This is a genomic window from Flavobacterium sp. YO64 (assembly GCF_004119505.1).
GTDB lineage: Bacteria > Bacteroidota > Bacteroidia > Flavobacteriales > Flavobacteriaceae > Flavobacterium > Flavobacterium oncorhynchi.
Genome location: NZ_NRQV01000006.1, coordinates 95,781 through 119,182, shown reverse-complemented (window position 1 = coordinate 119,182; position 23,402 = coordinate 95,781). Strand labels below are relative to the sequence as shown.

Below are 23,402 nucleotides of genomic sequence, written 5' to 3'. Positions count from 1 at the left end.
AAAAAATTAACGCAACAATGTTGCAATTGATTTTAATGTGTATATTTGCAACAAAATTGCATTAAGCAAAAATACAAGAAATGAAGAAAACAACAACATCCTTTTACGATATTTTAGGAATTTCAAGTGCGACTATTTGCCTGGTTCATTGTTTAGTTTTTCCGCTTTTAACCATTTTGCCTTTAGGCTTAAGTCACAATCCAATTATCGATTTATTATTTGCTTCAATAGGTTTATTTGCCATCTTCAAAATTATTAAAAAATCTGCTCTTTTAGTCTCAACAATTCTAGTTGTTTCAATGATGTTGATCTGGATAAGCATTTTAAGTGAGTTGGTGTTAGACATACATTCAGATTTAATTTATTGGGGAGGCATCGGAATGATTATTGGGCATTTGATCAATTACAAATTACACAAAAAACAAAATCATTAAAAAAGCAGTGTTATGAAACAGAAAAATTTTGATGTGATTATCGTTGGCGGCAGTTATAGCGGTTTGTCAGCGGCAATGAGTTTGGGGCGCGCTCTGCGCCAGGTTTTGGTCATCGACAGTGGTTTGCCTTGTAATAGACAAACGCCATATTCTCATAATTTTATTACGCAGGACGGCGAAAAACCAGCTGTTATTTCGGCGAAAGCCAAATTGCAGGTTGATCTTTATAAAACGATTCATTTTTATAATGGACTTGCGGTAGAAGCGGTTAAGAGAGAAAACGGATTTGAAATTTCAACAGAATCTGGTGAAGTTTTCAGCGCTAGAAAAGTCTTGTTTGCTACTGGTGTTAAAGATTTGCTTCCTGAAATTAAAGGTTTTGCAGATTGTTGGGGAATTTCAGTTTTACATTGTCCGTATTGTCATGGTTATGAAGTTAAGAACGAAAGAACGGCCATTATTGCTAATGGTGAAATGGCTTTTGAATATTCAAAGCTGATTTCAAATTGGACGAAAGATCTTAGATTATGTACGAACGGAAAATCGACTTTGACTTTAGACCAAGTTGAGGTTTTAAAAAAACATGGAATTACTCTATTTGAGGATGAAATTGAAGCTTTTGAGCATACAAATGGATATGTGGAGTATATTATCTTCAAAAACGGTGAAAAAACGGCTGTAAAGGCTGTTTATATGAAACCGCCTTTTAAACAACACTGCACTTTGCCAGAAGTATTAGGCTGTGATTTAAGCGAACAAGGTTTCCTAAAAGTAGATGCAATGCAAAAAACAAATATTGCCGGTATTTATGCAAGTGGAGATTGCACGACTCAAATGCGATCTGTTGCAATAGCAGTTTCTACAGGATCGTTTGCCGGTGTTGTGATTAATAAGGAACTTATTGATGAGGATTTTTAATTGATGTGTCGAAAATCTTTCGCAAAGCCATTAAGTTTTATAAAAAAAAATTGGTGTCTTCGCGGCTTTGCGAGATTTAATTAAGAGCATGCAATAAAAAATAACTTTGCGTTTTTTGTCTTTAATGGGCTAAATATATAAATATAACATATTGATATGTTTTTAGTTGAAAAATTACAAACTTAAAGTTGTTGTTTGTCAAATTTAATTTTTAGTTTTGTCTAAATTTAATTTTACCACGATGAAAAATTCAATTTGGATATTGATATTATTTAATTTACACTTTTCTTTTGCACAAGAAACTACAAAAGTATCGGGTTTTATATCTGGAGAAGGAAGGAAAATACAAGCCGCAAATGTTCATTTATTAGGTTCAAAGCAAAAAACGGTTACGGACAGTTTAGGGTTTTATGCTTTTGAGAATGTTGCTTTTGGGAATTACACCATTCAGGTTTCTCAAATGGGATTTCAGACTTTTAAAAAGAAAATAGAAGTAACTAAAGATTCTATTCAATCTTATGATTTTGAATTGACCGATAATGAGAATCAGCTTAATGAAGTTGTGGTTTCTGGGACTTTAAAAGCCGTAAAGCGATTAGAAAGCGCCGTTCCGGTTGAGGTTTATTCGCCCGTTTTCTTCAAGAAAAACCCAACACCAAGTATTTACGATGCACTGCAAAATGTAAATGGTGTTCGTCCTCAGCTTAATTGCGGCGTTTGCAATACGGGCGATATTCATATAAACGGCTTGGAAGGACCTTATACTTTGGTTTTGATTGATGGAATGCCAATTGTAAGCAGTCTTTCGACAGTGTACGGTTTGTCAGGAATACCAAATTCATTGGTTGAGCGAATTGAAATTGTAAAAGGTCCCGCTTCTTCTCTCTACGGAAGTGAGGCGGTTGGCGGATTAATCAATATTATCACTAAAAATCCAACAAATGCACCTATGTTTTCAGCAGATTATTTTACCACAACCTATCTTGAGAATAATCTTGATTTGGGAATGAAATTTAATGTTGGAAAAAAAGCAACTTCGCTTTTAGGAATTAATTACTTCAATTATAATCAAGTTATCGATAAAGACAAAGATAATTTTACAGATGTAACGCTTTCTGATCGTATTTCGGTTTTTAACAAATGGAGTTTTCGTCGAAATAATAATCGTTTGTTTACCATTGCAGCACGCGGAATGTATGAAGATCGCTGGGGCGGCGATGTTAGATGGGAGAAAAAATATCGAGGCGGCGATGAAATTTACGGCGAAAGTATTTATACAAAAAGAGGAGAGCTGATAGGAAGTTATCAATTACCATTTGAAGAAAAATTAATGCTTTCTTTCTCTGGAAATGTGCATTATCAGAACAGCCGCTACGGAACAACCTCATATATAGCAAATCAAAAAATTGGTTTTCTGCAATTGACTTGGGATAAAAAAATAGGAAGAAATGATTTCCTTGCTGGAATTGCCACTCGATATTCTTATTATGATGATAACACAACGGCAACAAAAGAAGCTGAAAGTACTTGGCTGCCAGGAATTTTTGTTCAAGATGAAATTACAGTTTCGTCAAAAAGCCAAGTTTTGTTAGGAGCGCGCTATGATTATAACTCCATTCATGGTTCGATTTTTACGCCAAGATTTGCTTATCGCCTAAAAGCAAATGAAAATACTATTTTTAGATTGAATGCTGGAACAGGATTTAGAGTTGTGAATTTATTTACTGAAGATCATGCAGCGCTTACAGGTTCTCGAGATGTTGTAATTCAGAATGATTTGAAACCAGAAAAATCTGTAAATGTTAATTTGAATTATATTCAGAAGATTAATTTCGGAAATGGAACATTCATGGGTATTGAAACGACTGCTTTTTATACACGATTCAGCAATAAAATAATTTCAGATTACGAGACTGATCCTAACAAAATTATTTATGATAATATTGATGGATATGCTTTAAGTCAAGGAATCAGCACTAATGTTGATGTAAATTTTACCAATGGATTGAAATTTATTCTCGGCGCGACTTTTTTGGATAATAAAAATGTTGAAGATGGAGTTGCTGCACGACCATTTTTAACAGAAAACTTTACGGGAACTTGGAGTATTTCGTATAAGATTGAACCTTGGAATTTGTTATTAGATTATACAGGGAATGTTTACAGCCCAATGAAACTGCCTTTGTTGAACGAATATGATCCAAGAAATCCAAACTCGCCTTGGTACAGCATTCAAAATATTCAGTTTACGTATACAGGATGGAAAAATTTTGAACTTTATGGCGGCGTAAAAAATCTGCTTAATTTTACTCCAATGCAGAATAACCCATTTTTGATTTCGAGAGCAAACGATCCTTTCGATAAAAATGTTCAATATGATTCGGCTGGAAAAATATTGGTTACGCCTGATAATCCATACGGTTTAACTTTTGATACGACTTATGTTTACGGACAAAATCAAACTATTCGCGGTTTTATAGGATTACGATATACTTTGAGATAAATTTATAAGCCGCGGATTAAAATGATTTTTTGTTAATATGATTGATTAGCAATTGTCAGGCTGAGCGAAGTCGAAGCCCCGCTCCAATTGACAACCCCTTCGACTTCGCTCAGGGTGACAATCAGAAAAAATCCTTTTAATCTGTGTAATCAGTGGCAAAAAAACAAAACAATGAAAAAGCTATTTATGTTAATTTTCTTTCTCGGAATTTCGGCAACAGGTTTTTGTCAGCTGAAAAATAATTCTTTTGAAGAAGTGGATAGTTTGCAGCAAATTCAAAAACGAAAAATCATTGTCTTTATTCATGCCGATTGGTGTCAGTTTTGCCAAAGAATGAAAGCAACAACTTTCAAGAATAAAGAAATCATTGAAGCATTGAATTCAAATTTCTATTTCATTGATTTTAATGCCGAAGAAAACCGCAATATTGCTTTTAACAATCAGATATTTAAATACAAACCTTCAGGAAATAATGTTGGCGTTCATGAACTGGCTTTGCAGCTTGGAACGATTAACAATCAAATTGTATATCCGGTTTTGTGTGTTTTGAATGAGAATTATGAAATCATTCTTCAATACAACAACTATTTAAGTCCAAAAGATTTTAAACTTCTTTTAAAAAAATTGAAAGAATAAAATTTCTTATTTTTGAGAATGGATTCTTCTCAAATCAAACACTTCGATTACATTTTTACGGGAACTGGGCTGGCTGCTTTAATGACAGTTTACAAAATGATTCTAACTGAAAAATTTTCAGAGAAATCTATTTTGCTGCTAGATCAAGATTCAAAGAAAAGAAATGACAGAACTTGGTGTTTTTGGGAAAAAGAAGATTCAATTTGGAATCCTGTTATTTCAAAACAGTGGGATTTGGCTTTGTTTGCCAATCAAGATTTTAAACGTGATTTAGATCTTAGCCCTTATACGTACAATAAAATCAATGGATTAGATTTTTATGATTTCGTTTTTGAAAGGATTTTAAATCAGCCAAATGTTACTTTTTCGAATGAGAAAGTTACCGATATAAACGAACTTGAAACCCATGTTTTTGTGGGTACAGAAGAAAATCGTTACACGGGAAATTACTTATTCAACAGTATTTATACAAAGGCTTTCGCCGAAAGTCAAAATAAATATCCAGTTTTACAACAGCATTTTGTGGGTTGGTTTGTGAAAACTGAGAAGGAAATTTTTAATTCTGAAAAAGTCACTTTTATGGATTTTTCGGTAGAACAAAAAGGAAATACTCGATTTATGTATGTTTTACCTGCTTCTACAACTGAAGCTTTGGTAGAATATACTTTGTTTTCAGAAAAAAGACTTTCAACAGAAGAATACGAAAGTGAAATTCAAGTTTATTTGGAAAAACTCGGAATTCAGAAATATGAAATTCAGGAAAAAGAGCAGGGAAGTATCCCGATGACTTGTTATCCTTTTTGGAATAAAAACACTAAAAGGGTTTTAAACATTGGAACTGCCGGCGGATGGACAAAAGCAAGCACAGGTTATACCTTTAAAAATTCGGATAAAAAATCTTCAGAATTAGTTGATTTTCTTCAAAATGAGAATTTTAAAATGAAAGATTTTCACAAGAGAAGCCGATTTTGGTTTTATGATTTATTGCTTTTAGATATTTTGTATCGTCATAATGAATTAGGAAGTTCTATTTTTTCTTCTTTATTTAGAAATGGAAATAGTCGATTGATTTTTAAGTTCTTAGACGAAGAAACTAGTTTTTTTGAAGATGTTAAAGTTATTTTAAAGTGTCCAAAAATTCCATTTATTAAAGCGTTATTTAGGGTGATTTTTCTCTCAAATAGAATTAACCAAAACCAATAACCTTTGAAAAATATTATTTTAGGAATTTCTTTCTTTTTTACCCTTTTATCCTTCGGACAAGTTTCTACAAATAAAGCGCATGATGCTATTGTGGAAGAGTTTTTAACCAATTGCGCCGAAAAACACAATTATGTTTTCGAAATGGCTGAATGGCAGGATTGTCTTGATCAAGGATTAAAAAAAGACAGTACTGTTGCCTATCTCTGGCAGCAAAAAGCAATGCCGTATTTTAAGTGTAAAAAGTACGAAGCTGGAATGCAGTATTTAGATAAGGCTGTTTTTTACAATAAAGAGCGTTGGCTGCCTTACAGGGCTTTTATTAAATGCATTTTTGCACATACTTACAAAGAAGCTATTAAAGATTTTGAAGAATGTATAAAACTTTATGGAAACAGTTATGTCATGGATCATTCTTTTAGTTTTTACATGGGAATTTGTTATCTTCAGTTGAACGAATACAGTAAAGCAGAAAAGCTTTTTGATGATTATGTAAATGATATTTATAAAAACAGACAACAACTAGAACATGCTACGGCTTATTTTTATCAGGGAATTGCAAAGTATGAACTTAAAAAATGGGATGAAGCAATTGCTATTTTTGACAAAGCTCTAAAAATCTATCCTGAATTCTCAGATGCTAAATATTACAAAGCAATTTGCTGGCTGAAACAAGGTAAACCAAGAGAAGAAGTTGTGGCTTTGGTAGGAATTGCTAGAGAGGATGCGGCAAAAGGATTTTCGATTAACGAAGACAATACTATTTACGAAACTTATCCGTACCAAAAGAAATTCAGTAAATAAGATTATGTCATTGTAATCAAGTTTATTATGAGTTTTATTTTAAAAAAAGGGGTTGTTTTTCAATTTGGTTTTGATTTTCGACTTTATGACTTTACAACTTTTGACTAAATCGATCGAACTATAACAAAACTTTATACTTCAAATTAAGTAGTTGCGAGTAAACTTTGTAACTTTGCAGTTCAAAAGTAAAATTTAAAAAGAAGAAATATGTATCCAGAAGAAATGGTAAAACCAATGCAAGCTGAATTAACTGCTGCAGGTTTTCAAGATTTACATAGTGCTGAGGCTGTAGATAATGCTATCAAAGCTGAAGGTACCACTTTAGTTGTTGTAAACTCTGTTTGTGGTTGTGCTGCAAGAAATGCACGTCCGGGAGCAAAAATGAGTTTAGAAGGCGCTAAAAAACCAGATCATCTTATTACAGTTTTTGCTGGTGTAGACAAAGAAGCTGTTGATGCTGCAAGACAACATATGTTCCCATTTCCTCCATCATCGCCATCTATGGCTTTGTTCAAAAACGGAGAATTGGTTCACATGTTAGAGCGTCACCACATTGAAGGTCGTCCAGCTGAAATGATCGCTGAGAATTTGCAAGATGCGTTTAATGAGTTTTGCTAATTTAAGGGGCTAAGGTTCTGAGTTGCTGAGGTTCTAAGATTTTAGGCTCAAAGTGACAAAGATAAATAGGTACAAAGATTAACAACAAAAGCACTATAGAAATATAGTGCTTTTGTTGTTTTATACCGTTTTAAAAAAAACTTAGTACCTTAGAATCTTAGTAACTCAGAACCTCTATAAGCTCCATCCCCCGCCAAGTGCTTTATACAACTCCACCATTGAACTTAATTGTCTTTCAGATAATTGAGCTAAGCTTAATTGAGCATTAAACAGGTTGGTTTCGACATCTAAAACTTCTAAGTAAGAAACGTAGCCGCTATCGTATCTTTCGCGAGAAAGGTTGAAGTTTATTAAAGCTGCTTTAACCTGTCTGTTACGGGCTTCCCACTCTTCTTTGTAGGTTTTAATGTTTTGAATAGATTGTTCTACTTCGGTAACGGCAGAAATATAGGTTTTTTGATAGGAAAATTTGAGTTCTTCGGCCTGTTGTCTGTATATTTCGACTCTTCGTTTGTTTTTTCCAAAAGCAAATATTGGACCCGCAATTCCAGCTGATGCATTCTGAGCGTAGGAACTTCCTAAAAATAAATTGCTTAAATCGGCACTTGCAAATCCTGCAATCGCGGCAAGGTTTAGAGAAGGAAAGCGCATGGCCTGAGCAGTTCCAATTCTTTCATTTGAAGCTTTGTACTTTAATTCTGCCGCTTTTACATCTGGTCTGTTTTCTAACAAAGAAGAAGGAATTGATAATGGTATTTCATTTACAACTCGAAGTTCTGTATTAGATTTTCCTCGCGGAATTTCTGTTGGAAGCTGCCCCGTAAGAAGAGAAATTATATTTTCCTGATAGGTAATTTGTCTTTTAATATTCGGAATAGCAGCTTGTGCTATGGCAACTTGTTGTTCAATTTGCACTTTATCAACCTCAGAGATATAACCACTTTCAAATCTTTTGCTTATAATTTCATAGTACTTTTCTCTAGTAGAAAGAGTATGTTTTGCAATTTCCAATTGATCGTCAAAGTTTCGCATCTGAAAATAAGCTGTAGCGATATTACTTACGATATCAGACAGAACAACTTTTCGAGCTTCTTCTGTGGCAAGAAGTTCGTTTTGTACAGCATTATTCTCATGACGATATCTTCCCCAAAAATCAATTTCCCAAGACATACTGGCGCCGACATTTGATGGTGTTAAGTTTTTCTCGTTGCTGTTTATGGTTGCTCCATATTGAAATGAAGGCAATAAATTTGTTTTAGAATAACCTAATTCTGCTCTAAGCTGATCAATTCTAGCGACTGCAATTTTTAGATCATAATTATTTTGCAACCCTTTTGTAATCAGATCTTTTAAAACATCATCATTAAATAGATCAAACCATTTTAAGTTGGTTACCGAAGCTAAAGTGTCTAAATTTCTTTCATTTTTATAAGAATCTGACTTTAGCTGTTCTGGTTTAGTATATTTTGGTCCCACCATACAGCCCACCGGTAATAGTGAAAGTATAAATATAACTACGATTATTTTGTATTTCTTAATCATGGTCTGTAGTTTTTGAGTCCATATTATTTTCAGTTGTTACGATCTCGTCATCTTTCTTTTTACCGATGTTTTCAATCATTACAAATAAGCCCGGAACAATTAATACACCTAAAACGGTGGCGATTAACATACCGCTGAATACTGCCATTCCCATTACAATACGAGCTTGAGAACCCGCACCTGTCGCAGTTAACAGCGGAACAACTCCAAGAATAAAAGCAAAGGCTGTCATTAAAATTGGTCGAAAACGAAGTTTTGCCGCTACCATTGCTGATTCATAAAGCGGTTTTCCTTTTTCATATTCTTCTTTGGCAAACTCGACAATAAGAATGGCATTTTTGGCGACTAATCCAATAAGTAATACTAATCCAATTTGAGCAAAAACGTTGTTTACATATGCATCACTTCCAATTCTCGCTAAAAGCAGCCCTAAAAATGCACCAAAAACGGCAAAAGGGGCGCCAAGTAAAACACTAAAAGGCAGTTTCCAACTTTCGTATTGTGCGGCTAGAATTAGAAATACAAAGACTAATGCCATTATAAATACTGAACCTCCGCCGGGCGAATGTTTTTCTTGATAGGAAAGGTTGATATAATCAAAGCCCATATCTGAAGGCAGGGTTTGTTTAGCAACCTCTTCAAGAGCCGCTAAGGCTTGGGCACTACTGTAACCATCACTAGGGCTTCCTCCAATTTCGGCAGATCTAAATAGATTTAGACGATTGGTGAAATCGGGGCCCATAACTTTTGTTGCTGTAACTAGTGTGGATATTGGAAGCATATCGCCATCATTATTTTTGATATAAATTAAATTTAAATCTTCAGGTTTTACTCTATTAACGGCTTCACCTTGTATGAAAACTTTATATTGACGCCCAAAACGGTTAAAGTCATTTACATAACTTCCTCCTAAAAAGGCTCCCAAAGCTTCTGTAACTTTCGAGACGGGTACTCCCAGTTTCATGGCTTTGTCATTATCAATATCAAGTTTAATTTGCGGAGAACCTGCATTAAAGGTGGTGTAAATACGTTTTATTTCAGGACGCTGCTGAGCTGCCGCTATAAAAGCCTGGGTTTGTTCTGCTAAATATTGTGGCGTATTACCGCCTTTGTCCTGCAGCATTAAACTAAAACCGGCAGACGCACCAAGACCTTGAATTGCAGGAGGACCAAATCCAAATACAGAAGCAGTCGTTATTTGAGTTGCGAATTTTTTGTTTATTCTGTCAACAAATTGTTTAGAGGTTTCTTCTCTTTCTTCCCATGGTTTTAATGAAATGAAAACAAATGCACTATTAGGCTGGTAAGAATTCGTAAGCATACTAAACCCGTTTATGGTAGTATAAGACAGTATTGATTTTTCTTCTTTTAAAAAGCTGTCGACTTTTCTAGACACTTCATCTGTACGCTGCAATGAAGATGCCGGAGGTAAAGACATATTGACTAATACATAACCTTGATCTTCTTCAGGAATGAATCCTAACGGAATTTTTTTACCTAGTAAAACAACTGCTGCTAGAATAACTGCCAGTAATACAACAATTCGCATTGATTTTTTGGCAAAAAAAGTGGCTCCTTTTATATATCTGCCCGTTACTTTTTCGAAAATTCTATTAAATCCAGTAAAAAACTTGGCTAACCAGCCTGTTTGTTCTTCGATAGGTTTTGTTGGTTTTAACAACATGGCACATAAAGCGGGACTTAAAGATAAGGCACTAAATGCAGAGAATGCCACAGAGACGGCAATGGTTATGGCAAACTGCTGGTAAAAACGACCTGTAATTCCTGGAGTCATTGCAACAGGTACAAATACAGCAATCAAAATTAAGGCAATTGCTATTACGGGTCCAGATACTTCGCGCATTGCTTGGATTGTTGCTTCTCTCGGATTTTTTCCTTTTTCTATATGATGAATTACGGCTTCTACAACAACAATGGCATCATCGACTACAATACCAATAGCTAATACTAATCCTAAAAGTGAAAGTGTATTGATAGAGAATCCTAATAACGGGAAAACGGCAATCGTTCCTATTAAAGAAACTGGAACTGTAATTAAAGGAATTAATGTTGCACGCCAGTTTTGAAGGAAAATAAAAACCACCAAAATTACCAGTATAATGGCTTCAAAAAGTGTATGAACAATATCATCAACTCCTGCAGTAATGGCAAGAGTAGTATCTAATGATTCTTGATATTCTATATCTTTTGGGAATTTTTCAGACAAGTCTTTCATGGTGCTTTTGGCTAGTTTAGCCACTTCGAGAGCATTACTTCCCGGCATTTGATAAACTGCCATTACCGCGCTTGGAGAGCTGTTACGACGAGCAGACGAACTATAATTTTCAGTTCCCAGCTCAATTCTAGAAATGTCACTCAGTAAAACTTGAGCACCGTCTTTTTTACTTCGAACAACAATTTCTCCAAATTGTTTTTCAGTAACTAAACGATCCTGAAGCGTAACACCATAAGTAAATTCAGTTCCGGGCGGTGCAGGTTCGGCACCAAATTTTCCACCAGGGCTAATCATGTTTTGAGCATTCAAGGCATTTTTTACATCGTCAACCGTTACGCCTAGTTTGCTCATTACATCTGCTTTTAGCCAAATACGCATTGAATAATCACTTCCTCCAAAAAGTGAAACTTCTCCAACACCTTTTATACGGGCTAACTGGTCTACAATATTAATACTGGCATAATTATTTAAAAATTTAGCATCGTATTTTGGATTGTTTGATGTTACTGTAAACAACATCATTGGGAATGAAAGTGACTTTTTTACCACAACACCTTGTTGCTTTACACTTGAAGGCATAAAAGGGGAAGATTGATTCTGCCTGTTTTGCGTAAGCATATTGGCATTGTCTAAATTGGTTCCTACATCAAAAGTTACCTCAATGGTACAAGCTCCATCAGAAGTATTGGTAGATTTCATGTATAACATATTTTCTACACCATTTACCTTTTGTTCAATTGGTGTAGCAACAGCTTGTTCAACATTCAATGCATTAGCTCCTGTAAAACTTGTGGTAATTTTTACAACAGGCGGATTGATGTCAGGGTATTGTGAAATAGGCGTTTTTTGTAGTGCCAGTAATCCAAGTATTACAATAATAATACTTATTACAATAGCAACGATTGGTCTGCGAACGAAAAATTCTCCCATAATACTGTGTTGTATAAATTATTTAACTGCTCCAGCCCCAGTCTGACCTAATTCCCATTGCACTATTTTTGGTGTGATAACACTTCCGTTTTTTAATAATGAAGTGCCTCCCATGGCAATTTTATCTCCAGGTTTTAAACCGTCTTCAATAACATATCCATCTTTTACCGATGGACCCGGTTTTACAATCTGCATATTGACTTTATTGTCTTTTCCAAGAACATACACTTGATAAATTCCTTGTACTTCTATTACTGCTCGCTGCGGAATCACGATTGCATTTTTGCGAACATCTGTAAGTAAACCAATTTTTACATATTGTCCCGGACGCAATAATTTATCAGGATTTGCAAATGAAGCTTCAAATGTTATGGCACCAGTAGAAGGATCGATTTGTCTGTCGGCAAAACTAACTCGACCTGTTTCAGGGTAGGTTGATCCGTCTGATAATGTTAGAGAAACTACTGCACCGGATCCTTTTAAAGGAGAGTCTGGTTTACTAAATTCTCTAAAAAGACGTAGAAATTCCTGTTCGCTCATTGTAAATCTAACTCTTACATCGCCTAGATCAGAAATTGTATTTAAAACAGATGCAGCTCCAGGTCTCACATAATCGCCCACTCTTACTTTAGATATTCCGATTAAGCCAGAAATTGGAGCTAGAATTTGACAGTAACCCAATTCAATTTTTGAATTTTCTAAAGAAGCTTGTGATGCTTTAATTTGAGCCTGAGAAGCACTATTGGCAGATTTTGCCGAAATTAATTCTCTCTGACTAACAGCATTTATTTTAGCTAAAGGAGCAATCATATCTAAGTCGGCCTTGGTTTTTGCCAAACGTGCTTGCGATTCTGCTAATGTTCCTTCGGCTTCGGCAACTTTTGCTTTATATGGTAACGGATCAATGCTGTACAATAACTGACCTTTGGTTACAAAACCACCTTCTTTAAAATTTAAGCTTGTAATAATGCCATCGACTCGCGGGTTTATTTGAATATCTGATTGCCCGTAAGTTTGTCCAGTGTATTCAGATTCAACTTTTACATCCTGATTCAAAACTGTTAGGATTGAGATTTCTAATGGTTTTGGCGCTGGCGGAGTTTCTTTTTTGCAGGCTGAAAGAAAGAAAAGGGGTAGAATTGCCGAGAGGTAAATTTTGTTCATTTTTAATTTATATTAAGATGCATTAATATTCAACTAACTAAAAACCAATTAAGTCCATAGCTAAGTTAACATTTTTTTAATAAAAAAATGAAAAAAGTATATTTCATTTTATCTCACTTTGTAAAACTGTATTCGTTTGATAATCAGTAATTACGGAGGTTTTGGTGAAAAGTAAAGAGAAAATGTATGAATTGATCCAATTCTTTGAATCAAAAAAAACAGATAAAATGTTAATAGAATTTTTAATCTGAAAATAAACCTTATTTTTGCAGCAGATTTTAAAAATCACATATATTCTTAACTTAAAACTGTTTATAGCATGCAACTGTACAACACTTTGAGCGCAGAAGAAAGAGCCATCATGATCGATGATGCAGGTAAACAACGTCTTACGTTGTCTTTCTATGCGTATGCAAAAATTGAAGATCCCAAAAAATTTCGCGATGATTTATTTCTAGCCTGGAACGCACTTGATGCTTTAGGTCGAATTTACGTTGCTAACGAAGGAATTAATGCTCAAATGAGTATTCCTGAAGAAAATTTGGAGGCTTTTAGAGCAACTCTTGAAGTTTATGATTTCATGAAAGGCATTCGTTTAAATGAAGCTGTAGAACATGATGACCATTCCTTTTTAAAACTAACTATCAAAGTTCGCCATAAAATCGTTGCCGACGGTTTAAATGATGATACTTTTGATGTTACTAATATAGGCGTTCACTTGAAAGCCAAAGAATTCAACGAGATTTTAGATGATCCAAACACGATTGTTGTTGATTTTAGAAATCACTACGAAAGTGAAGTCGGACATTTTAAAAATGCCATTACTCCAGATGTTGAGACTTTTAGAGAAAGTCTGCCAATAATCAACGATCAACTTCAAAACCATAAAGAAGATAAAAATCTGGTAATGTATTGTACTGGAGGAATTCGTTGTGAAAAAGCAAGTGCATACTTTAAGCACCAAGGTTTTAAAAACGTATTTCAGCTAGAAGGCGGAATTATTAATTATGCTAAACAAATTGAAGCTGAAGGTTTAGAAAGCAAATTCATTGGAAAAAACTTTGTATTTGATAATCGTCTTGGTGAAAGAATTACGGATGACATTATTTCGCAATGCCACCAATGCGGAAAACCTTGCGACAATCACACAAACTGCGAAAATGACGGCTGTCATTTATTGTTTATTCAATGTGATGATTGCAAAGCCGTAATGGAAAACTGTTGTTCTACAGAATGTTTAGAGATTATTCATATGCCTTTAGTAGATCAAGTTCGTTTAAGAACTGGAAAACAAGTTGGAAACAAAGTGTTTAGAAAAGGAAAATCTGAAAATCTAAAATTTAAACATTCAGGAGAATTACCGAATTCAGCTTTGGGTGCTGCAGAAAAACCAGTTGATATTCGTCAGAAAGTAAAAGTAAAAAAAGTACTTCTTGGAAAAGCAGAACATTACTACGTAAAAGCACAAGTGGGACAATTTACTATTGAAAACCAAGAGTTAAACCGCGGTGATAAAATCTTAATTTCGGGACCAACAACAGGTAATCAGGAAATGATTTTAGAAAAGCTGATTGTTGATGGAGCAGAAACTGCAACGGCTAAAATTGGTGATAAAGTTACTTTTGAAGTTCCTTTTAGAATTAGATTGTCAGATAAATTGTACAAAATTGTAAATTAGCATAAATTTTTTATGCTAATTTATTTATGTCACAATCCTTTACCAAATTATGGATTCATGCAATTTGGGCAACCAAAAATCGTCAGGAATTAATTGGTTTTTCAATTGAAAAACAACTTTATGATTTCATTTGGCAAGAGTTAAGTGAACTTGGATGTCCTGTTAGGATCATTAATGGAATGCCTGACCATGTGCATGTTTTATTTTTACAAAATCCACAAAAAACAATATCAGACATTGTAAAGCAAATAAAAGGAAGTTCTTCTCATTTTATGAATAGAGGAGAATTTATCCTTGAAAAATTTGCCTGGCAAACTGGCTTTGCAGCATTTTCTGTCAGTGAATCTCAGTTAGAGGCTGTTTACAATTACATTAAAAATCAAAACAACATCATCTTAAGAAAAATGGACAAGATGAATTTGATGAGTTTGTAAAATTACATGGATTAGATAAGTAGAATACTTGACTAAACAATACGTTTCCCGTGGTTGAAACCACGGGCTATATTTGAAAAACATACAGAAAGAAAACATAGCCTGCGGTTTCAACTGCAGGAACACAACGTATATCCGTAACGATTATATATTTTTCAAAATTGAATTTTCAAATAATACGTTCCCCGTGGCTGAAACCACGGGCTATATTGAAATATACGACGTAAAGAAAAACATAGCGTGCGGTTTCAACCGCATGGGCACAACGGATATCGACAACGATTATTAATACTTCTACGAATAATTTTTAAAATATAGACTATGATATAAATCATAGGAATCTAATCTATACCCGCATTATTTTTGTCATTTGAATAATAAATCAAAATGACACTTACCAACAAAATTGAACTCATGGCTCCCGCAGGGAACTTTGAGTCACTTCAGGCTGCTTTAGATAATGGTTGTGATTCCGTATATTTTGGAGTTGAACAGCTTAATATGCGTGCACGTTCGACGGTGAACTTTACAATTGACGATTTAAAAGAAATTGCCAATCGTTGCGAAGCCAAAAACGTTCGAAGCTATCTTACTTTAAATACCATTATTTACGATCACGATTTATCTGTCGTAAAAACATTATTGAACAAAGCGAAGGAAGCCAATATTACGGCGGTAATTGCTTCTGATCAAGCGGTAATTGCTATGGCAAGATCAATTGGAATCGAAGTTCATATTTCAACACAGTTAAATGTAACGAATATCGAAACCATAAAATTCTACAGTTTATTTGCTGATACAATGGTTTTGAGTCGAGAATTAAGCTTGCGTCAAGTAAAAAATATTACGGATCAGATTGAAAAAGAACAGATAAAAGGTCCAAATGGAAACTTAATCGAAATCGAAATTTTTGGACACGGTGCTTTGTGTATGGCAGTTTCGGGGAAATGTTATTTGAGTTTACATTCACATAATTCATCTGCAAATCGTGGTGCCTGCAAACAAAATTGCCGAAAAAAATATACCGTTATCGATCAGGAAACTGGTTTTGAAATTGAACTCGATAACGAATACATGATGTCGCCAAAAGATTTATGCACGCTCGATTTCTTAGATCAGGTTATAGATTCTGGAATTCAGGTTTTAAAAATTGAAGGACGTGGTCGTGCGCCAGAATATGTAGCAACGGTTATTAAAACTTATCGTGAAGCTATTGACGCTTATTATGACGGAACTTTCTCTAAAGAAAAAGTAACAGTTTGGATGCAGGCTTTAGAAACCGTTTATAATCGCGGTTTCTGGTCAGGATATTATTTGGGTCAGGAATTAGGAGAATGGAGTGCTATTCCGGGTTCTGCAGCAACACAGAAAAAAGTGTATGTTGGAAAAGGAACACACTATTTTCCAAAAGCCAATGTAGGACAATTCAAAATAGAAGCTTACGATATTAAAATTGGTGATAAAATTCTCATAACCGGACCAAGTACCGGCGCTCAGGAAATGATTATTGACGAAATGTTTGTAAATGATCTCGAAGCCGAAAAAGCAACAAAAGGGGACGATTGTACTTTTAAACTTCCTTTTAGAATCAGAATGTCGGACAAATTATATAAAATTGTTGAAGCGTAATGGTTATCGTAACTTTACAAAGAGATAAATGTATTGGATGTAATTACTGCGTCGAAATGGATCCAGTACATTTTCAAATGTCAAAAAAAGACGGAAAATCAGTTTTGATTCATTCGGTGAATGCAAAAGGCTTTTTTACATTAAAAACGCCAAATCATACTATTGTTGAAAGCTGTGAATTAGCGGCAAAAGCTTGTCCAGTTAAAATTATTACAGTTAAAGAGACATAGATATATTCAGCCTAAAAAAAGCTTAAAAAAACCTATTTTGTGTTAAACAGAAGAGGTTTTTTTATTTTAGACGTCTTATAACTCAAACGATAAAAAGCAAAATAAAAAAAATACTATCTTTACCGATCAAACGTTTATGAACTTAAGCTGTGTTTTAGCAGCACTACATATATAATTATGGCATGTACAAGTTGTTCAACCTCTGATGGCGGCGCACCAAAGGGTTGTAAAAATAATGGGACTTGCGGCACCGACAGCTGCAATAAATTGACGGTTTTTGATTGGCTTTCGAACATGAGCCCGTCTAATGGAGAGGTGATTTTTGATTGTGTTGAGGTTCGTTTTAAGAACGGACGTAAAGAATTTTTTAGAAATTCAGAAAAATTAAGTTTAAGTATTGGCGATATTGTAGCAACTGTTGCTTCGCCGGGACATGATATTGGAATTGTTACTTTGACAGGAGAATTGGTAAAAATTCAAATGAAGAAAAAAGGAGTAAATCCAGATAGTAACGAAGTTCCTAAGATTTATAGAAAAGCATCTCAAAAAGATATTGATATTTGGTCTGTAGCTCGTGATCGTGAAGAACCAATGAAAGTTCGTGCACGTGAATTGGCAATTCAGCATAAATTGGAGATGAAAATCTCAGATATTGAATTTCAAGGAGATGGATCAAAAGCGACTTTTTATTACACGGCAAATGATAGAGTCGATTTTAGACTTTTGATTAAAGATTTTGCAAAAGAATTTAGCACAAGAGTCGAGATGAAACAAGTTGGTTTCCGTCAGGAAGCTGCTCGTTTGGGTGGTATTGGATCTTGTGGAAGAGAACTTTGCTGTTCAACTTGGTTAACAGATTTTAGAAGTGTTAATACATCGGCAGCGCGTTATCAGCAGCTTTCGTTGAATCCGCAAAAATTAGCGGGACAATGCGGTAAACTAAAATGCTGTTTAAACTATGAGTTAGATACGTACATGGATGCATTGAAAGATTTTCCAGATTACGACACTAAATTAGTGACTGAAAAAGGAGACGCAATCTGCCAGAAACAAGATATTTTTAAAGGATTAATGTGGTTTGCTTATACCAATAATTTTGCAAATTGGCACGTTTTAAAAATTGATCAGGTAAAAGAAATTATAGCTGAGAATAAACAAAAAAACAAAGTTTCTTCATTAGAAGATTTTGCAATTGAAGTGACTTCAGAACCTGAAAAAGACTTTAATAATGCAATGGGTCAAGAAAGTTTAACTCGATTTGATCAGCCTAAAAGAAAGAAAAAACCAAATCGCAAGCGTAAGCCAAATGCTGAAAATGCGATTGTTGCGGCTCCTGAAAAAGCACAGCAAGCCAATAATAAATCTGCTGGAGGAAATTCGAATAAACCAAATAAAGGGAATAATCCGAATAAGCCAAATCATCAGAATAAGCAGCAAAATCCGAATAAAGGAAATAATTCGAATAAGCCAAGTTCAAATGAAAATAAAACGGCTGAACCTAGAAAACCTATAATTATTACAAAAAATGAGAATAAAAAATAGCGGAATTCTTTTTTTGGCAGCGATACTTCTTTTTTCGTGCGATAAAAAAAGAGTGTTCGATGAGTATAAATCTGTTGGAAGTGCCTGGCACAAAGACAGTATTATAACTTTTGATCTGCCAGTTTTAGATTCTACCAAAAAATACAATTTGTTTGTAAATTTGAGAGACAACAACAATTATCCGTTTAATAATCTGTTCTTAATTGTAGCTTTAGAAACACCAAGCGGTTTTACAAAAGTGGATACTTTAGAATATCAAATGGCAAATCCTGACGGAACTCTTTTAGGAAACGGTTTTAGTGATATTAAAGAAAGTAAACTTTTTTACAAAGAAGATGTAAAGTTTAAAGGAACCTACAAAGTTCATATTAAACAAGCGGTTAGAGAATCAGGAAAAATACCTGGTGTTGAAGCTTTAGATGGTATTACAGATGTAGGTTTTAGAATAGAACAAAAAGATTAGAAAATAGTTATGGCTGCTAAGAAAAACAATCAAACAAATAGCGTTAAGGATATTAATTATTATAAAAAGAAGTTCTGGAGAGTCTTTGCTTATTCCTTATTAGGTATTCTGGCTTTCTTTTTATTTGCTTCTTGGGGACTTTTTGGCTCGATGCCTTCATTTGAAGATTTAGAAAATCCAGATTCTAATTTGGCAACCGAGATTATTTCTTCTGATGGAGTTGTAATTGGTAAGTATTTTAAAACCAATAGATCACAGCTTAAATATTCAGATTTGCCAAAAAGTTTGGTTGAAGCTTTGGTTGCAACCGAAGATGCTCGTTTTTACGAACATTCAGGAATCGACGGGCGAGGAACTTTGAGAGCGGTATTTAGTTTAGGAACAAATGGAGGAGCAAGTACATTAACTCAACAGCTTGCAAAACAATTATTTCATGGAGAAGGTTCTAAATTTCTTCCTTTTAGAATTGTACAAAAAATAAAAGAATGGATTATCGCCATTCGTTTGGAACGTCAATATACCAAAAACGAAATTTTGGCAATGTATTGCAACGTTTATGATTTTGGAAATTATTCAGTAGGAGTTAGTTCTGCTGCGCAAACTTATTTTTCAAAAGATCCGAAAGATTTAACTATGGACGAATCGGCTATTTTAGTCGGAATGTTCAAAAACTCAGGATTATACAATCCAGTTCGTAATCCAGAAGGAGTAAAAAACCGTCGTAACGTAGTGCTTTCTCAAATGGAAAAAGCAAAAATGATTACTGAAGCTGAAAAGTTGAGATTGCAAGCTTTACCAATTGCATTAAAATTCAAACTAGAAAGTCACCGTGAAGGAACAGCTACTTATTTTAGAGAATACCTTCGTGATTACATGAAAAAATGGGTTGCCGAAAATAAAAAACCAGACGGGTCAGATTATGATATTTACAAAGACGGTTTAAAAATATATACTACAATCGATTCAAGAATGCAGGCACATGCCGAAGAAGCAGTTTCTGAGCACATGAAAAATCTGCAGCAGCAATTTTTTATTGAAATGAAAACCAATAAAAATGCACCTTTCGTAAATATTACGCAAGCTGAAACTGATCGTATTATGATGCAGGCAATGAAGAATTCTGTTCGTTGGGCTCAGATGAAAGAAATGGACAAAAGCGAAGATGATATTATTGCTTCATTCAAAGTAAAAACAAAAATGCGAATATTCACTTGGAAAGGAGAACGCGATACTGTAATGACGCCATTAGATTCTATTCGTTATTTCAAGCATTTTTTACAATCAGGTATGATGGCTATGGAGCCGCAAACAGGAAATATTAAAGCGTGGGTTGGGGGAATTAATTATAAATATTTCCAATACGATCACGTTGGGCAAGGAGCGAGACAAGTTGGTTCTACTTTTAAACCATTTGTTTACGCAACCGCTATTGAACAATTAAATATGTCTCCTTGTGATTCAATTCTAGATGGACCATTTATGATTCATAAAGGTCGTCATAATGTTACAGCCGATTGGGAACCAAGAAACTCTGACAACAGATACCGTGGAATGGTTACTTTAAAACAAGGCTTAGCGAACTCGATCAATACTATTTCGGCAAAATTAATTGATAGAACTGGTCCAGAAGCGGTTGTTGAATTAACACATAAATTAGGTGTAAAAACTGAAATTCCTGCACAACCGTCTATTGCTCTTGGAGCTGTTGATATTACAGTTGAAGATATGGTGGCTGCGTACAGCACATTTGCGAATCAAGGAGTATATGTAAAACCACAATTTTTAAGCCGTATCGAAAATAAAAGCGGAGAGGTTATTTACGAACCGATTCCAGAATCTCATGACGTTTTAAATAAAGATATTGCTTTTGCCGTAATCAAATTATTAGAAGGGGTTACAGAAACTGGTTCTGGTGCTCGTTTGCGTACGCAAGGAGGAGGAAGTGGTGATAATAGATGGACAGGATATCCGTATATGTTCAAAAATCCAATTGCAGGTAAAACCGGAACAACACAAAATCAGTCAGATGGATGGTTTATGGGAATGGTTCCGAATTTAGTAACTGGAGTTTGGGTAGGTTGTGAAGATCGTTCGGCTCGTTTTAAAAGTTTAACTTACGGACAAGGAGCAACAGCAGCATTACCAATTTGGGGTTATTTCATGAAACTTTGCTATGCTGATCCAGGACTTCAAATTTCTAAATCAGAATTTGAACGTCCAGCAAATCTTTCTATAAAAGTAGATTGTTACAGCAGACCTGCTGTTGTAAAAGACACAACACAAACAGAGCAAAATACAGACGAATTCGAATTGTAATTTAGTCTCTTTTTAAAATATAAAATATCCTTTTGCGGCTTTCAGATTTGAAAAACGCAAAAGGATATTTTTTTTGGATTGGTTGATTTTATTTTTTACGAAATCGATATAAATTAATCTAAAAATCTTATTTTTATCAAAAATATACGATAATAAAGACCCTTTGTTATGATAACAAAAAAAGTAAATAATGTTCAGGAAGCAATTGATGGAATAAAAACTGGAATGACAATTATGTTTGGCGGTTTTGGTCTATGCGGTATTCCTGAAAATACTATTGCGGCTTTAGTAGAAACTACAATTTCAGATTTAACTTGTATTTCTAATAATGCCGGCGTTGATGATTTTGGTTTAGGATTGCTTTTGCAAAAAAAACAAATCAAAAAAATGATCTCATCTTATGTGGGAGAAAATGCCGAGTTCGAACGTCAGATGCTTTCAGGAGAATTGGAGGTTGAATTAACGCCGCAAGGAACTTTGGCAGAACGCTGTCGTGCGGCACAAGCTGGAATTCCAGCTTTCTTTACACCTGCAGGTTACGGAACCGAAGTTGCCGAAGGAAAAGAAGTTCGCGAATTCAACGGTAAAATGCATATTATGGAACAAGCTTTTAAAGCCGATTTTGCCATTGTAAAAGCATGGAAAGGTGACGAAGCTGGAAATTTGATTTTTAAAGGAACGGCCAGAAACTTCAATGCTTGTATGGCTGGTGCAGGGAAAATCACAATTGCAGAGGTTGAAGAATTAGTTCCAGTTGGAACTTTAGATCCAAATCAAATTCATATTCCTGGAATTATGGTACAGCGTATCTTTCAAGGAGAAAAATTTGAAAAAAGAATCGAGCAGCGCACTGTTAGAATTAGATAATTAGAAAATGTGATAATTAGATAATTATTAAGATAGTGCAACGCTTGGCATTATCTAATTGTCTAATTTCCAAATTGACACATTATTATGGGACTTAGTAAAGAAGATATCGCAAAACGAATTGCGAAAGAAGTAAAAGACAGGTATTTTGTGAATCTAGGAATTGGGATTCCAACCTTAGTTGCAAATTATGTCAGAGAAGATATTGCAGTTGAATTTCAAAGCGAAAATGGAGTTCTCGGTATGGGACCTTTTCCTTTTGCCGGCGAAGAAGATGCAGATATTATCAATGCAGGAAAACAAACTATAACAACGCTTCCGGGTGCGAGTTTTTTCGATTCGGCTTTTAGCTTCGGAATGATACGCAGTCAAAAAGTAGATTTGACCATTCTAGGTGCAATGGAAGTTTCAGAAAATGGAGATATTGCAAACTGGAAAATTCCTGGTAAAATGGTAAAAGGAATGGGGGGCGCAATGGATTTGGTGGCTTCTGCCGAAAATATCATTGTTGCCATGATGCATGTGAATAAAGCAGGAGAATCTAAAATCTTAAAAAAATGTACTTTGCCATTAACCGGCGTAGGATGCGTTAAAAAGGTTGTAACTGAGTTGGCGGTTCTCGAAGTGACAGAAAAAGGTTTTAAGCTCTTAGAACGAGCGCCAGGCATTTCTGTCGAGCATATCATTGCTTCAACTGAAGCCGATTTGATTATTGAGGGTGAAATTTCAGAAATGGCGATTTGATTTTTAGGCTCAAAGACTCAGAGGCACAAAGGTGTAAACAGTGATTTAGATAAAGAGAACTTTCTTGAATGAAGATTTTTTTTATTTCCGAGAGGGCATTAATAGAGTGTAATCTTTTATTTACATTTGCTCTGACTTAAAAAACACGCAAATTTGGAAAAGTTTGAAATAGATATTAAATGGGGAAGTTATTTCTTCATAATAAATACAGCAATTTCGAATTTTATAGCATTGTTAATGTTTTTGATAGATGTTCGGTGTTTATTACATCTGTCGAATATTCTTATACCGATTTTTATAATTCAACTGCTTTATTTTACCATTAAAGCTTTTAGAGAAAATAATGAAAATGGTTTAAGTAAAGGTTTTCGGAAGTTCTTTGTTTTTATTAGGGTTTTGATATTCTATTTCTTTCTGATGTCATTTGTAAATTGGGCTCCGAGTATAGGTATAAATTACTCTTCCTTATTGATTTATCATCGAAAAAAAGACCTTTCCGAATTTTTGATTGATG

The 23,402-nt window shown here is 34.5% G+C and carries 19 protein-coding genes; 16 read left to right on the top strand and 3 right to left on the bottom strand.

Going from position 1 to position 23,402, the window contains the following annotated elements; all coding sequences use genetic code 11:
- Positions 1 to 80 precede the first annotated feature (80 nt).
- The 7 genes from BOW57_RS06250 (at position 81) to BOW57_RS06220 (ending at position 7,113) form a co-directional block, all read left to right on the top strand.
- Positions 81 to 434, top strand: a complete 354-nt coding sequence (locus BOW57_RS06250) for a MerC domain-containing protein (RefSeq protein ID WP_129053411.1) — start codon at positions 81 to 83, stop codon at positions 432 to 434.
- 12 nt (positions 435 to 446) lie between these two features.
- On the top strand, positions 447 to 1,352 hold the full coding sequence (locus BOW57_RS06245) for an NAD(P)/FAD-dependent oxidoreductase (protein WP_129053410.1): 906 nt from the start codon (positions 447 to 449) through the stop codon (positions 1,350 to 1,352).
- Between the two features lie 241 nt (positions 1,353 to 1,593).
- The gene (locus BOW57_RS06240; RefSeq protein WP_129053409.1) at positions 1,594 to 3,855 is read left to right on the top strand and encodes a TonB-dependent receptor; all 2,262 of its coding nucleotides are present in this window, start codon (positions 1,594 to 1,596) and stop codon (positions 3,853 to 3,855) included.
- 171 nt (positions 3,856 to 4,026) lie between these two features.
- Positions 4,027 to 4,491, top strand: coding sequence for a thioredoxin fold domain-containing protein (locus BOW57_RS06235; RefSeq protein WP_129053408.1), 465 nt, complete (start codon positions 4,027 to 4,029; stop codon positions 4,489 to 4,491).
- An 18-nt stretch (positions 4,492 to 4,509) separates the two neighbouring features.
- Positions 4,510 to 5,694: a lycopene cyclase family protein gene (locus BOW57_RS06230; RefSeq protein WP_129053463.1), complete on the top strand. Its 1,185-nt coding sequence runs from the start codon at positions 4,510 to 4,512 to the stop codon at positions 5,692 to 5,694.
- 3 nt (positions 5,695 to 5,697) lie between these two features.
- Positions 5,698 to 6,495, top strand: coding sequence for a tetratricopeptide repeat protein (locus tag BOW57_RS06225; protein ID WP_129053407.1), 798 nt, complete (start codon positions 5,698 to 5,700; stop codon positions 6,493 to 6,495).
- 207 nt (positions 6,496 to 6,702) lie between these two features.
- Complete coding sequence (locus BOW57_RS06220; protein WP_089053444.1) at positions 6,703 to 7,113, top strand: BrxA/BrxB family bacilliredoxin; 411 nt, start codon at positions 6,703 to 6,705, stop codon at positions 7,111 to 7,113.
- 174 nt (positions 7,114 to 7,287) lie between these two features.
- Here the strand turns inward: BOW57_RS06220 and BOW57_RS06215 are convergent, their stop codons facing one another.
- The 3 genes from BOW57_RS06215 to BOW57_RS06205 are packed head-to-tail and all read right to left on the bottom strand — an operon-like array spanning position 7,288 to position 12,985.
- Positions 7,288 to 8,655, bottom strand: coding sequence for an efflux transporter outer membrane subunit (locus tag BOW57_RS06215; protein ID WP_129053406.1), 1,368 nt, complete (start codon positions 8,653 to 8,655; stop codon positions 7,288 to 7,290).
- Positions 8,648 to 11,821, bottom strand: a complete 3,174-nt coding sequence (locus BOW57_RS06210) for an efflux RND transporter permease subunit (RefSeq protein WP_129053405.1) — start codon at positions 11,819 to 11,821, stop codon at positions 8,648 to 8,650. The genes BOW57_RS06215 and BOW57_RS06210 overlap by 8 nt, the downstream gene beginning before the upstream one ends.
- A gap of 18 nt (positions 11,822 to 11,839) precedes the next feature.
- Positions 11,840 to 12,985: an efflux RND transporter periplasmic adaptor subunit gene (locus tag BOW57_RS06205; protein ID WP_129053404.1), complete on the bottom strand. Its 1,146-nt coding sequence runs from the start codon at positions 12,983 to 12,985 to the stop codon at positions 11,840 to 11,842.
- 319 nt (positions 12,986 to 13,304) lie between these two features.
- Between BOW57_RS06205 and BOW57_RS06200 the strand changes: the two genes are divergently transcribed.
- From BOW57_RS06200 to BOW57_RS06160, 9 genes are all read left to right on the top strand, one after another.
- A complete protein-coding gene (locus BOW57_RS06200) occupies positions 13,305 to 14,663 on the top strand; it encodes a rhodanese-related sulfurtransferase (protein ID WP_129053403.1) in 1,359 nt (452 codons plus the stop codon).
- Positions 14,664 to 14,689: 26 nt separating this feature from the next.
- Positions 14,690 to 15,097, top strand: a complete 408-nt coding sequence (gene tnpA, locus BOW57_RS06195) for an IS200/IS605 family transposase (RefSeq protein WP_241687398.1) — start codon at positions 14,690 to 14,692, stop codon at positions 15,095 to 15,097.
- Between the two features lie 387 nt (positions 15,098 to 15,484).
- The gene (locus tag BOW57_RS06190; RefSeq protein WP_129053402.1) at positions 15,485 to 16,726 is read left to right on the top strand and encodes a peptidase U32 family protein; all 1,242 of its coding nucleotides are present in this window, start codon (positions 15,485 to 15,487) and stop codon (positions 16,724 to 16,726) included.
- Positions 16,726 to 16,956, top strand: a complete 231-nt coding sequence (locus BOW57_RS06185) for a ferredoxin (protein WP_129053401.1) — start codon at positions 16,726 to 16,728, stop codon at positions 16,954 to 16,956. The genes BOW57_RS06190 and BOW57_RS06185 overlap by 1 nt, the downstream gene beginning before the upstream one ends.
- Before the next feature lie 177 nt (positions 16,957 to 17,133).
- Positions 17,134 to 18,498: a regulatory iron-sulfur-containing complex subunit RicT gene (locus tag BOW57_RS06180; protein ID WP_129053400.1), complete on the top strand. Its 1,365-nt coding sequence runs from the start codon at positions 17,134 to 17,136 to the stop codon at positions 18,496 to 18,498.
- Positions 18,482 to 18,961, top strand: a complete 480-nt coding sequence (locus BOW57_RS06175) for a gliding motility lipoprotein GldH (RefSeq protein WP_129022666.1) — start codon at positions 18,482 to 18,484, stop codon at positions 18,959 to 18,961. The genes BOW57_RS06180 and BOW57_RS06175 overlap by 17 nt, the downstream gene beginning before the upstream one ends.
- A 9-nt stretch (positions 18,962 to 18,970) precedes the next feature.
- A complete protein-coding gene (locus tag BOW57_RS06170; protein ID WP_129053399.1) occupies positions 18,971 to 21,277 on the top strand; it encodes a penicillin-binding protein 1A in 2,307 nt (768 codons plus the stop codon).
- Positions 21,278 to 21,445: 168 nt separating this feature from the next.
- The gene (locus tag BOW57_RS06165) at positions 21,446 to 22,144 is read left to right on the top strand and encodes a CoA transferase subunit A (protein WP_089053428.1); all 699 of its coding nucleotides are present in this window, start codon (positions 21,446 to 21,448) and stop codon (positions 22,142 to 22,144) included.
- An 87-nt stretch (positions 22,145 to 22,231) separates the two neighbouring features.
- Positions 22,232 to 22,888 carry a 3-oxoacid CoA-transferase subunit B gene (locus BOW57_RS06160; protein WP_129053398.1) on the top strand — a complete coding sequence of 219 codons (657 nt, stop codon included), beginning with the start codon at positions 22,232 to 22,234 and terminating at the stop codon, positions 22,886 to 22,888.
- The last annotated feature ends 514 nt before the right edge of the window (positions 22,889 to 23,402 follow it).

What these genes read in the sequence shown, in the direction of transcription:
- BOW57_RS06250 (WP_129053411.1), top strand. Translation starts at nt 81, where the DNA reads ATGAAGAAAACAACAACATCCTTTTACGATATTTTAGGAATTTCAAGT.
- BOW57_RS06245 (WP_129053410.1), top strand. Translation starts at nt 447, where the DNA reads ATGAAACAGAAAAATTTTGATGTGATTATCGTTGGCGGCAGTTATAGC.
- BOW57_RS06240 (WP_129053409.1), top strand. Translation starts at nt 1,594, where the DNA reads ATGAAAAATTCAATTTGGATATTGATATTATTTAATTTACACTTTTCT.
- BOW57_RS06235 (WP_129053408.1), top strand. Translation starts at nt 4,027, where the DNA reads ATGAAAAAGCTATTTATGTTAATTTTCTTTCTCGGAATTTCGGCAACA.
- BOW57_RS06230 (WP_129053463.1), top strand. Translation starts at nt 4,510, where the DNA reads ATGGATTCTTCTCAAATCAAACACTTCGATTACATTTTTACGGGAACT.
- BOW57_RS06220 (WP_089053444.1), top strand. Translation starts at nt 6,703, where the DNA reads ATGTATCCAGAAGAAATGGTAAAACCAATGCAAGCTGAATTAACTGCT.
- BOW57_RS06215 (WP_129053406.1), bottom strand. Translation starts at nt 8,655, where the DNA reads ATGATTAAGAAATACAAAATAATCGTAGTTATATTTATACTTTCACTA.
- BOW57_RS06210 (WP_129053405.1), bottom strand. Translation starts at nt 11,821, where the DNA reads ATGGGAGAATTTTTCGTTCGCAGACCAATCGTTGCTATTGTAATAAGT.
- BOW57_RS06205 (WP_129053404.1), bottom strand. Translation starts at nt 12,985, where the DNA reads ATGAACAAAATTTACCTCTCGGCAATTCTACCCCTTTTCTTTCTTTCA.
- BOW57_RS06200 (WP_129053403.1), top strand. Translation starts at nt 13,305, where the DNA reads ATGCAACTGTACAACACTTTGAGCGCAGAAGAAAGAGCCATCATGATC.
- tnpA (WP_241687398.1), top strand. Translation starts at nt 14,690, where the DNA reads ATGTCACAATCCTTTACCAAATTATGGATTCATGCAATTTGGGCAACC.
- BOW57_RS06190 (WP_129053402.1), top strand. Translation starts at nt 15,485, where the DNA reads ATGACACTTACCAACAAAATTGAACTCATGGCTCCCGCAGGGAACTTT.
- BOW57_RS06185 (WP_129053401.1), top strand. Translation starts at nt 16,726, where the DNA reads ATGGTTATCGTAACTTTACAAAGAGATAAATGTATTGGATGTAATTAC.
- BOW57_RS06180 (WP_129053400.1), top strand. Translation starts at nt 17,134, where the DNA reads ATGGCATGTACAAGTTGTTCAACCTCTGATGGCGGCGCACCAAAGGGT.
- BOW57_RS06175 (WP_129022666.1), top strand. Translation starts at nt 18,482, where the DNA reads ATGAGAATAAAAAATAGCGGAATTCTTTTTTTGGCAGCGATACTTCTT.
- BOW57_RS06170 (WP_129053399.1), top strand. Translation starts at nt 18,971, where the DNA reads ATGGCTGCTAAGAAAAACAATCAAACAAATAGCGTTAAGGATATTAAT.
- BOW57_RS06165 (WP_089053428.1), top strand. Translation starts at nt 21,446, where the DNA reads ATGATAACAAAAAAAGTAAATAATGTTCAGGAAGCAATTGATGGAATA.
- BOW57_RS06160 (WP_129053398.1), top strand. Translation starts at nt 22,232, where the DNA reads ATGGGACTTAGTAAAGAAGATATCGCAAAACGAATTGCGAAAGAAGTA.